Source organism: Bacillus sp. PK3_68, from assembly GCF_003600835.1.
Lineage (GTDB): Bacteria > Bacillota > Bacilli > Bacillales > Domibacillaceae > Pseudobacillus.
Genome location: NZ_NQYC01000001.1, coordinates 3,163,258 through 3,177,905, shown reverse-complemented (window position 1 = coordinate 3,177,905; position 14,648 = coordinate 3,163,258). Strand labels below are relative to the sequence as shown.

The window sequence follows — 14,648 nt, the reverse complement described above, 5'->3', positions numbered from 1 at the left end:
AAAAGACCGCTAGGAATTTCGCAGTCTTTCATGCTCTCCTTCAGCGATTCGTTAAATGAGGGGAGCTGATGGAAAAGTGATCATTTGGCAGATTATGTTCCTCTAGTTTTCTATATAAAGTGGCAAGACTGATGTTTAACCGGGCAGCGATTTGCTTTTTTGCTTTGACTGAATAGCCGTGTTTGTTAAGCATGTTTTGTAAAATATTCTTTTCATGAAGGCTGAGCATCGCCTTCAAGGAAGGGTGCTCGGAGGTGTAATCTCTTTGTTCAAGCATCCGCACGGGAAGGCTTTGAACAGTAATGCGATTGGTCTGTTCCATATTCACTGCATATTCCACTGCATTTTCTAATTCACGTACATTTCCAGGCCAGTGATAATTTTGAAACAACTCAATCACCTTTGGTTCAAACTCATGTATTTCCTTATTTAGAGAAGCGGTATGTTTAGATAAGAAATGATTCATTAAAATAGGAATGTCCACTTGTCTTTCCCTTAGCGGTGGCAAATAAAGCGGGATGACATTTAAGCGGAAATACAGGTCAGCTCGGAACTCACCCTCCTGCACCATTTTCTCCAAGCTTTGATTGGTCGCAGCAATCACTTTAATATCAATGGGGATAGGACTGCTCCCGCCCACCCGTTCTACTTTTTTATGCTGCAATACGTGCAAAAGCTTCACTTGCAAATGCAAGGGCATGTCCCCAATTTCATCAAGAAATATTGTTCCTCCATCTGCCATTTCAAACTTGCCAATCTTTCCCTCTTTATTGGCGCCTGTGAATGCTCCTTTAGCGTAGCCGAACAACTCACTCTCCAACAAAGTTTCTGGGATGGATCCGCAATTAACAGAAATAAAAGGGCCTGAAGCTCGATTGCTGGCATTGTGAATAGCCATGGCAAATACCCCTTTCCCTGTTCCGCTCTCCCCGGTAATTAAAATATTAGAATGACTATTGCTCACTTTCATCGCTTGTTGTTTTAAGCTCTTAATAATATTGCTTTTTCCTTTTACTTCAGCGAACGACAAATCCAGCTCACCTGACGTTAAAGAATAAGCGAGTTTTCTTACATCAGACATTTTGCGTATGGAGGCAACAACTCCGTAGACTTGATTTTGATTGAAAATAGGGGTGGCTGTTACAATAAAGTGGAAGTGTTGTTTAGGTGTTTGATAGATTTCTTCTTTTTCCGAATACCCTTTTCCTGTTTTAAAAACAGACAGCATCGGCGATTCCGGTAAAATATGCTCGAGCGGTTTCCCAATGATCTGCTCTTTATGCATATCTAGCAGCATTTCAACTGTGTAATTACAATGAGTAATGACTCCCTGGCGATCAATAGCCAAAATTCCGTCCTGAATGGATTCCAAGATCGTATTTAATTTATTTTTCGTTAGCAGCAATTGATTTGTCGTTTCCATTTCAGCTACTTTTCCAGTGATTAACTCTGCCATTCGCCACAGAAAATTCAACATTTGCTTTTTGTTCTTAATAAGCCTGCTATGTTGTTCCTGGTCAAATGCTAAAAGTCCGATTACGCCAATGGCTTTCTCTTTGTATATGATTGGACAGCAAATCTCTGCCACTTCTTCTAGCTCTCCCGTATTAACAAGCGGATCATACATTGGATCGTTGCGGGCGTCTTCTACTACGAATGCCTGTTTGGTTATAAGAACCCGTCCATACACATAACCCGCCTCTTTTTTTCCGCCCTCTTCTATCGTATTGATTCTTTTCCTGCACTCTCCTGTTCCAGCCATGACGGTCATTGTTTCATCTATTATTTCTGTTTCGACTTTCAGCGCTGCCGATATCGCATCTGCAATCTGTTGTACAAGCTCCTGTATTCCCTGTAAAAATGTCACGACCTCACTCCTATTCCTCTCAGATTTATCTACCCACTTACTTCTATTTTCCAATTTAAAAACCCTCTTATTTATGGAAGAGCTTACTATGTACGGCTTCTTAGTTCAGCCTTTTAAGGCCAAAAAAGCCCTCTACATTAGCAAAAGACAGGGATTCTCTGTGCAAGTCTAATATAAAAGGCTTTCTTGACTATTATGGACTTATAAACCATTTGTGTGAGAAAAGGTTATACCCGCTCAGTTTCAACCTGGTCTAGTTTTTTACTTTCCGTATGATAAAATTCCATTCTTCTATCTTTTAACGGTGTAACCGTTCCGATATTTCGGCTTCTTCTTAAAGTTTCTAAATCTACTTCCCCAACGATGATCGTTTCAATGTTTGGATTGCACTCACCAACAATTCCTTTTTCCGGAAAAGTAAAGTCACACGGTGAAAAAATACCTGATTGTGCGTATTGGACATCCATATGCGGAACATGTGTTAAATTCCCGGCAGTTCCAGCAATAACCGTATAAACTTGATTTTCAATCGCCCGGGCCTGTGAACAATACCGAATTCTCAAGTACCCTTGTTGGTCCTCTGTTGAAAATGGCGTAAAAATGATTTGTGCTCCCTTATCAACAGCGAGGCGAGCAAGCTCTGGAAATAAAATATCATAGCTAACTAACATGGCGATTTTCCCACAGTCTGTATCAAACACATGAATATTATTGCCCGGCTGTATCCCCCACCATTTTTGGTCATCCGCCGGGATATGAATTTGACGCTGCCTGTCAACCGTCCCATCCCGTCTGAATAGGTAGGCAATATTGTATATAGAATGATTTTCCTCGACAAAGTGAGAGCCGCCGATAATATTTACGTTATACTTGATCGCCAAGTCAGTAAATGTTTTTATATATTGTTCAGTAAAGCTAGTTAATTTTTTCACCTGCAAGCTAGGAATATCTTCTCCAAGAAAAGATAGAAGCTGCATTGTAAAGGTTTCTGGAAATACCACAAAGTCCGATCTGAAATTAGCGCTCGCATCGATAAAGTACTCGCATTGATTCGCAAAGTCAGTAAAGGAGTGGATCTGCTTCATCATGTATTGCACGACTGAAATTCTCACGGGAAAAGCCCTTTTATAATGATGTTGGGCTTTTGGCAAGTAATCGACGTTATACCATTCCATTAGTGTTGCATGTTTAAGAGACGCTTGATCATCTGATAAATAATCGGAATTTACTCGCTTTAATACGAAGCCATTCATCATTTGAAAAGTTAATACCGGGTCATATAGATTTTGCTTCATTACCTCATCAACGTATTCCCTTGCTGATAACCGATGAGCATGCTTACTGTAGTTAGGAATTCTTCCGCCTATAATAATACTCTTTAAATTTCTTTCTCTGCAAAGCTGCTTTCTAGCTTCGTAGAGCCGCTGACCTATTTTCATACCGCGAAAATCTGGATGGACAGCCACATCAATTCCATAAAGATTCAATCCTTTCGGATCATGGTTTCTAATAAAGCCGTCGTCCGTAATCTCATCAAAGCTGTGGTCATCATCATATTCTTCAAAATCAACAATCAAACTTGAACATGACCCAATAATTCTTCCGCCGTATTCCACACAAAATTGCCCTTCAGGGAAGACCTTTAAGTGGCTTTCCAAATGTTGAGCTTCCCACGGCTCCATTTGCGGGAAAGCAATTTTGGATAACTCAATGATCTCATGAAAATCATCTGTTCGAATCGTACGGACAATGATCTTTTTATCAAAGTTTGATGGTTTTTTAACCGGCATAAAAACCGCCCTTTCCTCATTACATCGAAGATCATGCTAATTTATTGCTTTACCTCTGCCCACACACGGTCATAGATTGCTGTTGCTTCTCCTACATCCTTTGCATATATGCCTCTTTTCAGCTCATCTGTAGGCAGCTCGATCAAGCTTCGGAGATCCTCCGGCAGTAGCTTTAAAGCTTCCTTGTTCGGATTTCCATACGGGTAGCTCATAGTAATCTCCTTACTGATTTCAGGCTGCAGTAAAAAGTCAATAAATTTTTCAGCGTTTTCTTTGTGCGGCGCTCCTTTTGGGATCACTAAATTTTCCTGCCATAAAAGAAGGTATTCTTTGGGCAGTACAAGCTTAATATCAGGGTTTTCCCTTTGTGCCAGGATAGCTTCACCCCCATATAAAATCCCTGCCTTCACCTCGTTATTTGCCAGAACGGTTTTAGGACTTTCGTTGTCAAACAGTTTAATATTGGGCAGCAGCTCTTTCATTCGCTTGCCCGCTTCTTCAATTTGTTTTTCGTCCTGTGTGTTTGGATCATTTCCTTCCATAGCGAGCATGGCACCTAAAACAAAGCGCATATCATCGGAAGCAACAATACTGTTTTTAAACTGCGGATCAAATAAATCCTTGTATCCTGTCACTTCCTTATCAATGAGCTTTTCATTGACGGCAATAATGCCTGTCCCCCACATAAAAGGAACAGAGTAGTCATTCTTGGGATCGACGTACAGACCCATAAAATCCTGGTCAATATTCTTCAGGTGAGGAAGATTGTCTTTATTGATCTTTTCGAGCATCCCCTGTTTCTCCATAATTTCCAGGTAATATAAAGTAGGAACCACAACATCATACCCTGATTGACCAGCGCTTAATTTTGCATACATTTCCTCATTAGATGCGTACGTATCATAGTTCACTTTTATTCCCGTCTCTTCTTCAAATTTTTCGATGACGTGATCCGGAATATACTGTGACCAGTTAAAAATATTTACAGCTTTTTCATCTTCTTTTGATTTCCCCTCTTGGTTGCAGCCGCCTAGAATGAACCCAGCCAATAGTATAAGTGAACTGATGCTAAACCAATATATGATCCCCCGCTTGCCTCTTTTCATCTTCTTTTCATCCTCCCAAAGAGTTGCTAAATGTAGAAGACTTTATTGAATAGCTAATTTTCCAGACAATGCCTTTTCATAAACAACAGCTCCGTCCATAATTGTCAGTTTTACTTTCGCCCGCAGGATTTCTTTTGCAGGCAAATTGAACAAATTCCGGTCTAAAACAGCAATGTCGGCCAGCTTTCCTTTTTCCAGCGTGCCAAGTTCATCCTCTGCAAAAACTCCGTAAGCAGAACCGGAAGTGTAGCATCTTATTGCATCAGCCAATTGAATTTTCTCTTCCGGGTTCCATCCTCCATTTGGTTCACCGCTATCATTCACTCTTGTAACCGCCCGATAAATTCCCGGGAGCGGGTTAATTTCAACGATGGGATAATCGCTTCCAAAAGCCAGCTTGGCTCCGGAATCTTGTAAACTTTTAATCGGCCATGTCCGCTTGGAACGTTCTTCTCCAAGACGAGACAAATAAACGTTGTTCGCAAATTCTTCTGTGTTCATATGCTCCGGCTGCATGGATGCCATTACACCTAATTCAGAAAAACGGGGAATATCTGCCGGATCAATAACTTCAATATGTTCAATTGTATGTCGGGCATCCCGGCTGCCGTTGGCTTTCATCGCCTCTTCATAGATATCGAGCCCTAACCGTACGGCCCCGTCCCCGCAAGCATGCAGACGAATTCTAAAGCCCTCTCGATCGGCTTCAGTAACCCACGATTTAATTGTTTCCGGAGGTAAGAAAGGCTCACCTTTGGTTGGGAAGTCTGTATAGTTCTCCAGCAGAAGAGCTGTATAAGTAGCCGGTACGCCATCCAGAAACTGCTTTAAGCCGGAAAACTTCAATTTACTGGAATTAAACAACTGGCGAACTTGTTTAGCATAATCCAGGTTTCCGTTCAACACAGTCAAAAAATTAATTCTTGCCGTTAACTTTTCTTCTTCTTCAAATTGTTTATATAAGTGGATATCGCCTAATTCATACCCTGTAAGCGGCAGCATGTCACTAACACTGGTGATCCCGAAGCTGGCCGCTTTTCTTAAAAACCTCTCCAGCAACCTCTTTTCTTTTTCTTTTGGCAATTGAAAAGCAGCCTGAGCTAAACTGATCGCCGTTTCATAGAGAACACCCGTCGGCTCCCCCGTCTCGTCTTTAAATATTTTTCCAAAAGCCGGTTCTGCAGTATGTCTGTTGATGCCTAGCATTTGCATGGCTCTCGTATTCAACCAGACACCATGTCCTTCTTCATTGACTAAAAGAACAGGCCGATCCGGAATCAACTCATCAAGGGTTTGACGGCTTGGGAGTGTATGATTATCCCAATGGACGTGATACCACCTAAAACCGAACACCCAGGGATCTTCCGGCCGCTGATCGGCAAACTCTTTCACTTTTATGGCGGCTTCCAGCTCCGACTTGGCATCGATGAGTGACACGCTGTCCGCATATAAACTTCCCAAGAATAAATGAAGGTGGAAATCGTGAAACCCCGGCATGATCAGCTCGTCATCAAAGCTATATACTTTCGTGTCGCTGCCAATATAATCTTTGCTTTTTTCTTTTGAACAAATGTCACTAATTCTATTGTCCTTAATAATGACTGCCCCCGAGACGGGTTCATCATTTACTCCTGTAAAAATAGCATTTCCTTTTAAAACGATATCTGCTTTAGCCACTGAGCCTTTTCCCCCGATCTTTTCTTAATTGGATACTATAGGAACCTTGCTATAATTAACTGTTTGTCAGATATGTCGTTGACTTCTCCCTTACATACCACTGCATTCCTCGCTCCTTTAATTTCTTCATAAATACCTTCGGCTCAATTAACTCAGGCGGAATGCAGCCTTTGGCAGCAAGTGTCCCTTCAGCAATCATATCGACGGCCACTACTGGCGGGATACCTGTCTGCCAAACTGTAGCCTGGAAGCCCGACTGTTTATAGACTTCATCATGATTGGCTAGCGTATAAATAAACAGCTCTTTATCTTTTCCATCTTTGGTTCCTTTAACAAGAGCCCCAATACAAGAAAAACCATGAATTTTACCAGCCAATTCTGCTGGTTTTGGCATTAAGGCAACGACCATATCAATCGGCGCTACCTTTACGCCTTTGACTTCTATCTCCTCTTCGCTGTTCAACCCTAGGTCTCGGATGACTTTCAAAGCATGTACCGTGTCATTAGGCAAGGCATATTTAAAATCAACATATTTACAACCTTTTTTTCTACCTATTGTTTCTCCAAGCGTTGTTTGTTCCTCATGGTCGACGTTATACACATTCAACCGTCCAACCGGCTCCGGAAATTCAAATTCTTCCTTGTTTGCGAATGGAACAGGGTAAACCCGCTCGCCTTCTACTATTGTCCAGTAGTTAGGCAGAGCGAGGCATTCTTCAATTGCTGTTTTAGGACTAAAGTACATGCAGAACCCTTCGTAATCCACATTTGAGCAGTCGCCGTCTCTAATGGAAATTTCAGTAACTGTATCCAATTCATCCACACCGTAACGGGCAGCGATGTTGGCAAATCCCGGATCGCATCCCAGACCCATAATTCCCAGAATGCCTGCTTGTTTAAATTTCTTATCCCATGATAGCTGCTTCCACAATGAATCGTTCGATACTGAAGCCATATCAATATAATTGGATTGGGCATTTATGCAAGCCTGCATGACATAAAAGTTATTTTCAGGCAATCCAGTGTGAAGAACTACATCAACCTCCTTAAAAGCAAGAGTCATTTCCTTTACGTTGCGGGCATCTAATTCTTTCACAAGAATTTCGCTCCTTGTCTGTGTCTGCAATTTCTCCCCAATGCTCATTGCAGCTTCTATACAAATGTCCGCTAGCACTAACTTTTCAAGAGACTCTTGCTTGACTAGTTCCGAAGCGCACACCTGGCCTACACCGCCTACGCCAACAATTGCTACCTTCACAGAAGAACCCTCCCTATTGATCAGACCAAAATAAAGTGGCTATTTGCCTTTATTGCTTTAACTCCGCCCACACTCTATCGTAAATAACCGTTGCTTCTCCTACATCCTTCATATATGTGCCTTTCTTTGCCTCTTCTGCTGGAATATCAATTTCTTTTTGAATATCTTCAGGCAAGAGCTTTACGGCTTCTGTATTTGGATTGGCATACGGATAATCCATTACTACCTCTTTGCTTACTTCTGGGCGAAGAATGAAATCAATAAATTTCAAGGCGTTCTCTTTATGCTTCGCTCCTTTTGGGATAACAAAGTTGTCCTGCCACAAACTTAAAAATTCTTCCGGATATATTTTTTCTATCGCCTTATTTTCTCGAATAGCGAGGCTTGCCTCAGCTCCGTAGACAATGCCGCCTTTCACTTCTCCGCTCGCCAATAGTGCTTTGGCGTTATCGCTATCAAACACTTTAATATTCGGCTTTAATTTCTCGAGCCATTTTCCAGCCTCTTCTATTTCTTTTTCATCTGTACTGTTTGGGGAATAACCTAGAACAGCCAGAGCGGCTCCAATGACTGTACGCGGGTCATCCAACATGACAAGACTATTTTTAAATTGCGGGTCCAGCAAATCTTTAATAGAAGTCACCTTTTTATCTACAAGCTCTGTATTCATGACGATCAGTTCCTCTCCCCATAAATAAGGGACGGAATACTTGTCATCGGGATCTGCATCCTTTCCTAAAAACTCTTTTCCAATATTTTTAATGTTAGGGATTTTCTCTTTATCTACTTCTTCAACAAGCCCTTCCTTTATAAGCACATCAACATAATAAAGCGAGGCAACGGCCAAATCATACTGGCCTTGACCGGTATTTAATTTAGCAAACATCTCCTCATTGGAAGAGTAAGTCCCGTAATTGACTTTAATACCTGTTTCTTTTTCAAAATCTTTAATAACTTTTTTCGGTAAATATTCGGCCCAGTTAAAGACGTTGAGCACTTTTTCGTCTGAGCTGTCAGTTGCTTCACTTCCACAGCCTCCCACAACGAGAGAAGTTAACAGCAGCAACACAAGCAGTAAACGACCCTTCTTTCTCGCTTTCACATTCCATTCCCCCGATTCAGTAATTTTCCTTATAATCAACCACTCTTACCTTTTTTTCGTTTGTAACCTTTGAGCCACAATAACAAAGGTAAGAGTGACAACAAGCATTAAAGTCGATAAAGCATTAATTTCCGGCGTTACCCCGTGTCGGACCATCGAGAAAATTTGCAGCGGCAGCGTGGTGCTATCTGGGCCAGCAACAAAAAAGCTGACAATAACATCATCAATTGAAATGGTAAATGCCAGCATAGCACTTGCCGCAATAGCCGGGCCTAAAAGCGGAAAAGTAATTAAACGAAATGTCTGCCATTCGTTTGCTCCTAAATCTTTGGATGCTTCTTCGATGGATTGGTCGAACCCTTTTAACCTTGCATTAATGACAACCACTACAAACGGGATCGAGAAAGTTACATGCGCCACAAGCAGCGTGCCCATTCCTAATGGGATTTGTACCATCGAAAAGAACGCTAATAATGCAATGCCCATGACTATTTCAGACATTACAAGAGGAACATAGAGCATGGCATCTATTATTCCTTTTCCTCTAAATTGATATCGGTACATCCCTACAGCTACCAACGTTCCTAACATAGTGGAAATAGCAGTGGAGAAGAATCCAACGGTGAGGCTGATCTTCGCTGCTTCCAAAATGCTGGTATTGGTCCATAGCTTGGCATACCACTCGAATGTAAATCCTTTCCAAACTGCGTTGAGCTTAGAATCATTAAATGAGTAAGCAACTAATATAACAATAGGGACATACAGGAATGAGTATATAAACGCGGCATAAGCAACAGAAGGCAAACGAGTAAGTTTGCTCATATTACAACAACTCCGTATCATCAGTTTTTCCGCCAGATACTTTCAAATAGAAGAGGATCATCACCAAGGTGAGAACCATTAAAATAATCGAGGCTGCTGAACCAAATGGCCAGTCTCTAGCAGTAAGAAATTGATTTTTAATTAGGTTGCCAATGATCATCGTCTTAGCCCCGCCCATTAAATCCGAGATAAAAAACAGCCCTAAAGTTGGGATAAAAACAAGCAGAGAGGCGGCAACTACTCCGGGAAAGGTAAGCGGCAAAGTGACGTTTAAAAATGTTTGCCATGGCCTCCCTCCAAGGTCGCTCGACGCCTCCAGAAATGTTCGATCCAGCTTTTCAATAGAAGCGTATAAAGGTAAAACGGCAAAAGGAAACAATGTGTATACAAAACCAATCAGAGTTGCTCCACTGTTATAAAGCAAAGTAAGCGGCTCAGCAATCAGTCCAATTTTTAATAAAAGGGTGTTGATAACGCCCTCTGTTCTTAACAAAACGATCCATGCGTACGTACGGATTAAAGAATTCGTCCAGAAAGGAACAATAACAAGCAATAGCAGCAAGGTCCGGTATTTAACAGGTGACTTGGCGATTATATAAGCAAATGGATAGCCGAAGACAACACAGATGAAGGTAGTCGCCGCTGCCATAACAATAGAGACAACAATAATTCGAAGATACAGAGGTTCAAAGAACCGAGCGTAATTCTCAAGAGTAAATGTATATTCAATTCCTCCGTAAGTCCCTCTTGACATCACACTGACAATGAGTATGAAAAAGAGCGGTACAAATAAAAACAACAGCAGCCAAATCGTAACGGGGGAAAGTGTCCAAATCGCAGCAAAGTTAATTTTTTTTTTTGAAGTTTTAACTTTGGGCTTGATAGGAAGATCGGTAGCAATAGTCACATTTTCTTTTTTCAATCGTTCTCACCTGCTTTTCCGTAAATTTTAATGAGGGGCTGTTCCCGGCAGATACACACTCTGCTCTCCAGCCCCATCCATGTGTAAAAGTATTTACATACCGAAAAAAGAGACAGAATATTCAGTTAATTAAGCGTTTGTTAGCTCTTTATTCTTTGCTTTATAGATCGGTGCTGTCTTCTCGATGATGTCCCAATTCATCCCTCTGGCCTTTATTTTTTCTAAGATAGGAGTGGGTTCAATTAACTCGGGCGGGATGCAACCTGTTTGATTCATCAAGCCGGCTGCCATCATATCAACTGCTGCCACTGGCGGAACCCCCGTCTGCCAAACCGTTGCCTGAAACCCGCTTTGTTCATATACCTCGTCATGGTTAGCCATCGTATAGATGAACAATTCCTTCTTCTTCCCGCCTTTTGTTCCTGTTACAAGAGCGCCAATTGCTGAGTACCCATGGATTTTGCCGGCTAAGTCTGCTGGCTTAGGCATGGTTTTCACCACTACATCGATGGGTGCAACGGTTGCTCCTTTCACATTAATTTCTTCCCTGCTATCGAGCCCCAGATAACTTAGAACTTGAAGCGTGTTTACAAAGTCTGGATGAAGAGCATATTTAAAATCAACATATTTACAGCCTTTTTGCTTGCCGATTGTATCTCCAATCGTTACCGGTTCTTCATGTTCTACGTTGTAACAATCCATCCAACCGACTGGCTCGGGAAACTCAAATTCATCTTTATTAGCAAACGGTGTCGAATAATATTGAATTCCCTCTTTGTCTGTCCAGTAATTTGGCTTTGCCAAGCATTCCTCAATTGCCGTTTGCGGACTAAAGTAAGCACAAAATCCATCATAATCAACCTTTGAATTGTCCCCATCCCGAATGGAAATGGACTCTACTGTATCTAATTCATCAACGCCGTAACGAGCGGCGATATTTGCAAATCCAGGGTCACAGCCCAGTCCCATAATTCCCAATATGCCAGCTTGCTTGAAACGATCATTCCATGATAATTGCTCTTTCAAGCCGGCTGGGCTGGCTGCAGCCATATCTATATAATTGGTTTTAGTGTTTAGACAGGCTTCCATCACAACAAGGTTGTTATCTGGAAGTCCTGAGTGAATAACAACATCTACATCTTGAAAGGAGGCTTCGACTTCCTTTAAGTTACTTGCATTTACTTGTTTAACAATAATTTCAGCGTTGGTTTTTTTGCCGTACTCCTTTGCAAGCTCACCTGCATGATCCGTAACAATGTCAGCTAATACTAATTTCTTAAGATAATCTGATTTAACTAATTCCGACGCTACCACCTGTCCAACTCCGCCTACTCCCATAACAATCGCTCTCATGAATATTCCTCTCCCTTTTGGTATTTAATGAAATACAAGTATTTGCCTAACAGATACATCTCTGCATTTACATAGTTTTCCGATTTTCCCACCTCCTTTAAAGCTGCTAGGACGTTAGCAATACAGCATCCTGCGGATGCCAGCCAACATAGAATTGCTCTCCTGTCGCCATTGCTTTTCTGCTTTCTTCTGTCTCATTAACCGTTACATGCTGTCCATTCGGCAGTGCAAAGATTAATTTCGTCACCGAACCAACATAAATCTTTTCTTGAAACAGGCCCTTTATAACCGTCATTTCTTTTTCCGGAGCAGCAAGGACTTTAATCTTCTCAGGACGAACCGTCACATAGGCTTCATCTGATATATGGCTGCCGAATTCGTGACAAACTTTCATTTCGTGGCTGTCGCAGTTAAGAAAGACATATTGATCGTCCGCCCGGACTACAGTGCCTTGGAATAGATTCGTTTCACCGATAAAATCTGCAATAAATCTCGTCTTCGGACGTTCATAAATTTCAGTCGGTGAACCAATTTGCTCAATAACTCCCTCGTTCATGATGATAATTCGGTCTGACATCGTTAATGCTTCTTCTTGATCATGGGTAACGTAAACGAATGTAATTTGAAGTTCTTGCTGAAGATGTTTTAACTCTACCTGCATCTGTTTTCTCAACTTTAAATCAAGCGCTCCTAACGGCTCATCAAGCAGCAGCACCTTCGGGTTATTCACTAAAGCCCGTGCAATAGCAACCCGTTGCTTTTGGCCGCCGCTCAGCTGATCTGGCTTTCTTGAAGCGAACTTTTCCAGCTGTACGAGCTTAAGTATTTTCTCTACCCGTTCTTTAATTTCATTTTTAGGTACTTTCTTCATGCGCAGCCCGTACGCAATGTTATTGAATACATTCATATGAGGGAAGAGAGCATAGTTCTGGAAAACGGTATTTACATCTCGTTTATATGGCTCCACGTGATTGACCATCTGTCCATTCACCCATACCTCACCCTCTGATGGCTGCTCAAATCCCGCAATCATCCTCAAGGTTGTGGTTTTCCCACATCCTGAAGGCCCAAGCAGCGTGAGAAACTCTCCAGGCTTTACAGAAATGTTAATATCTTCTGCAGCGACAAAATCTTTAAATCTTTTCGCTACACTTTTCAATTCAACCATGGGCACACTCAAGTTATCCCCTCCCATTCCTCTTTTTGAAAGTGATCAATCCGCGAACCACCCTGTCGGCTCTACCTTTAATGTATTAATAATTTGTTTCACTTCTGTATACTCATCAAATCCGTAGGTTCCAAGCTCTCTTCCAATCCCGCTCTCTTTATAACCGCCCCAAGGCCCCTCTACTAAATTTTGTTCATACGTATTAATCCACGTCACTCCCGCTCGGATATATTTGGCCATTCGTTCTGCTTTCGCCGTATTTGATGTGAAAATCCCTGCTGCTAGTCCATAAGGAGAGTCATTGGCGATTTCAAGCGCTTCTTCTTCTGTATCAAATGGAATCACACAAAGAACTGGGCCAAAGATTTCTTCCCGGGCAATTGTCGCTTGCGGATCCACATCGATAAAGATGGTCGGCTCAATAAAGTAGCCATATTCACGGCCTTGGTCAAGCAAGCGGCGGCCTCCGCAGAGGAGTGTTGCTTTTTCCTGCTTACCTACTGCAATATATCTTTCTATCTTTTCCATGTGCTGCTTACTGATAACTGGCCCCATCTGTGAAGAAGGATCGGCTCCGTTGCCTACACGGATTTTCTTAGTCGCCTCAGCTAAATCACTAGTAAAGCGATCATAGATTTTCCTTTCAACTAACAGCCGCGAGCCTGCCGAACATACTTGTCCCGAGTTGTTAAAAATAGCGAAGGCCGCATAGTCTAAAGCGCTTTCATAATCAGCGTCAGCAAAAATGATATTTGGAGATTTCCCCCTAATTCAAGCGATACTTTTTTTAAGTTTCCTACTGCTTCCTTCATAATCCTCTTTCCAGTGACAGTGCCGCCTGTAAAAGCGATCTTATCAACGAGAGAGCTAGTAACTAACGGCTGCCCCGCATCCGGACCTGTGCCGTTTATTAAATTGGCCACTCCTTTTGGAAAATCAATTTCATCAATTAGTTCAAAGAGACGGATAGCTGTTAATGGTGTTAATTCTGAGGGTTTTAAAATACATGTATTGCCTGCTGCTAGTGCTGGTGCCAGCTTCCAGGCAGCCATAAGAAGAGGATAATTCCATGGGATGATTTGGCCGCACACGCCGATTGGTTCTCTTACTACACGCGAAACGAGAGGCTCGCCTGTCTCGAAGGTTTCACCTGATGGCTTCGTCGCTAATCCTGCGTAATAACGAAACGTTTTTGCTGCCTCCGCAACGTCTGCTTGTGCTTCTCTCAAAGTTTTTCCATTGTTAGCTGTTTCGATTTCGGCCATTTCTTCCTGATGTTCTTCAATTTTTGCTGCCAATTCCATGAGCATGTTCGCCCGCTCGTGAGCTGACATGGTACGCCACTCGCCTTTATCAAATGCGGATCGTGCTGCGTGTATGGCTCTTTCTGCATCTTGCGCGTTAGCAGAGGCTACTTTAGCAAGCTCTTCACCTGTAGCCGGATTAATAACAGACAGGATCTCCTTGCTAATTGGCTCAATCCATTCACCGTTTATATAGAATTTCTGTAGATTTGTGGCATCTGTCCACTCACCAATTACTGATAACTTTTCTGCCTGGCTCATTCACTATCTATCTCCTTC

General features: G+C 42.1%; 10 protein-coding genes and 1 pseudogene. All 11 read right to left on the bottom strand.

Annotated features, from left to right (window positions below; all coding sequences use genetic code 11):
• Positions 1 to 40: 40 nt before the first annotated feature.
• Entirely contained in the window at positions 41 to 1,867 is a 1,827-nt protein-coding gene (locus CJ483_RS16135) for a sigma-54-dependent Fis family transcriptional regulator (RefSeq protein WP_120036160.1), read from the bottom strand.
• A gap of 227 nt (positions 1,868 to 2,094) precedes the next feature.
• Entirely contained in the window at positions 2,095 to 3,657 is a 1,563-nt protein-coding gene (locus CJ483_RS16130) for a bifunctional GNAT family N-acetyltransferase/carbon-nitrogen hydrolase family protein (RefSeq protein WP_120036159.1), read from the bottom strand.
• 41 nt (positions 3,658 to 3,698) lie between these two features.
• Positions 3,699 to 4,763 carry an ABC transporter substrate-binding protein gene (locus CJ483_RS16125; protein ID WP_120036158.1) on the bottom strand — a complete coding sequence of 355 codons (1,065 nt, stop codon included), beginning with the start codon at positions 4,761 to 4,763 and terminating at the stop codon, positions 3,699 to 3,701.
• A 42-nt stretch (positions 4,764 to 4,805) separates the two neighbouring features.
• A complete protein-coding gene (locus tag CJ483_RS16120; RefSeq protein WP_120036157.1) occupies positions 4,806 to 6,440 on the bottom strand; it encodes an amidohydrolase in 1,635 nt (544 codons plus the stop codon).
• A gap of 55 nt (positions 6,441 to 6,495) precedes the next feature.
• Positions 6,496 to 7,698: a saccharopine dehydrogenase family protein gene (locus tag CJ483_RS16115; RefSeq protein WP_120036156.1), complete on the bottom strand. Its 1,203-nt coding sequence runs from the start codon at positions 7,696 to 7,698 to the stop codon at positions 6,496 to 6,498.
• Positions 7,699 to 7,747: 49 nt separating this feature from the next.
• Positions 7,748 to 8,800: an ABC transporter substrate-binding protein gene (locus CJ483_RS16110; RefSeq protein ID WP_120036155.1), complete on the bottom strand. Its 1,053-nt coding sequence runs from the start codon at positions 8,798 to 8,800 to the stop codon at positions 7,748 to 7,750.
• A 45-nt stretch (positions 8,801 to 8,845) separates the two neighbouring features.
• Positions 8,846 to 9,622: an ABC transporter permease subunit gene (locus tag CJ483_RS16105; protein ID WP_120036154.1), complete on the bottom strand. Its 777-nt coding sequence runs from the start codon at positions 9,620 to 9,622 to the stop codon at positions 8,846 to 8,848.
• Between the two features lies 1 nt (position 9,623).
• Positions 9,624 to 10,457 carry an ABC transporter permease gene (locus CJ483_RS16100; protein WP_259455814.1) on the bottom strand — a complete coding sequence of 278 codons (834 nt, stop codon included), beginning with the start codon at positions 10,455 to 10,457 and terminating at the stop codon, positions 9,624 to 9,626.
• Between the two features lie 216 nt (positions 10,458 to 10,673).
• The gene (locus tag CJ483_RS16095; protein WP_120036153.1) at positions 10,674 to 11,897 is read right to left on the bottom strand and encodes a saccharopine dehydrogenase family protein; all 1,224 of its coding nucleotides are present in this window, start codon (positions 11,895 to 11,897) and stop codon (positions 10,674 to 10,676) included.
• 106 nt (positions 11,898 to 12,003) lie between these two features.
• Positions 12,004 to 13,092 (bottom strand): ABC transporter ATP-binding protein, encoded by a 1,089-nt coding sequence (locus CJ483_RS16090; protein ID WP_481747721.1) that lies wholly within the window; start codon positions 13,090 to 13,092, stop codon positions 12,004 to 12,006.
• Positions 13,093 to 13,110: 18 nt separating this feature from the next.
• Positions 13,111 to 14,630 (bottom strand): annotated as a pseudogene (locus CJ483_RS16085) (aldehyde dehydrogenase family protein).
• Between the last annotated feature and the right edge of the window lie 18 nt (positions 14,631 to 14,648).

What these genes read in the sequence shown, in the direction of transcription:
- CJ483_RS16130 (WP_120036159.1), bottom strand. Translation starts at nt 3,657, where the DNA reads ATGCCGGTTAAAAAACCATCAAACTTTGATAAAAAGATCATTGTCCGT.
- CJ483_RS16125 (WP_120036158.1), bottom strand. Translation starts at nt 4,763, where the DNA reads ATGAAAAGAGGCAAGCGGGGGATCATATATTGGTTTAGCATCAGTTCA.
- CJ483_RS16105 (WP_120036154.1), bottom strand. Translation starts at nt 9,622, where the DNA reads ATGAGCAAACTTACTCGTTTGCCTTCTGTTGCTTATGCCGCGTTTATA.
- CJ483_RS16095 (WP_120036153.1), bottom strand. Translation starts at nt 11,897, where the DNA reads ATGAGAGCGATTGTTATGGGAGTAGGCGGAGTTGGACAGGTGGTAGCG.
- CJ483_RS16090 (WP_481747721.1), bottom strand. Translation starts at nt 13,092, where the DNA reads ATGGGAGGGGATAACTTGAGTGTGCCCATGGTTGAATTGAAAAGTGTA.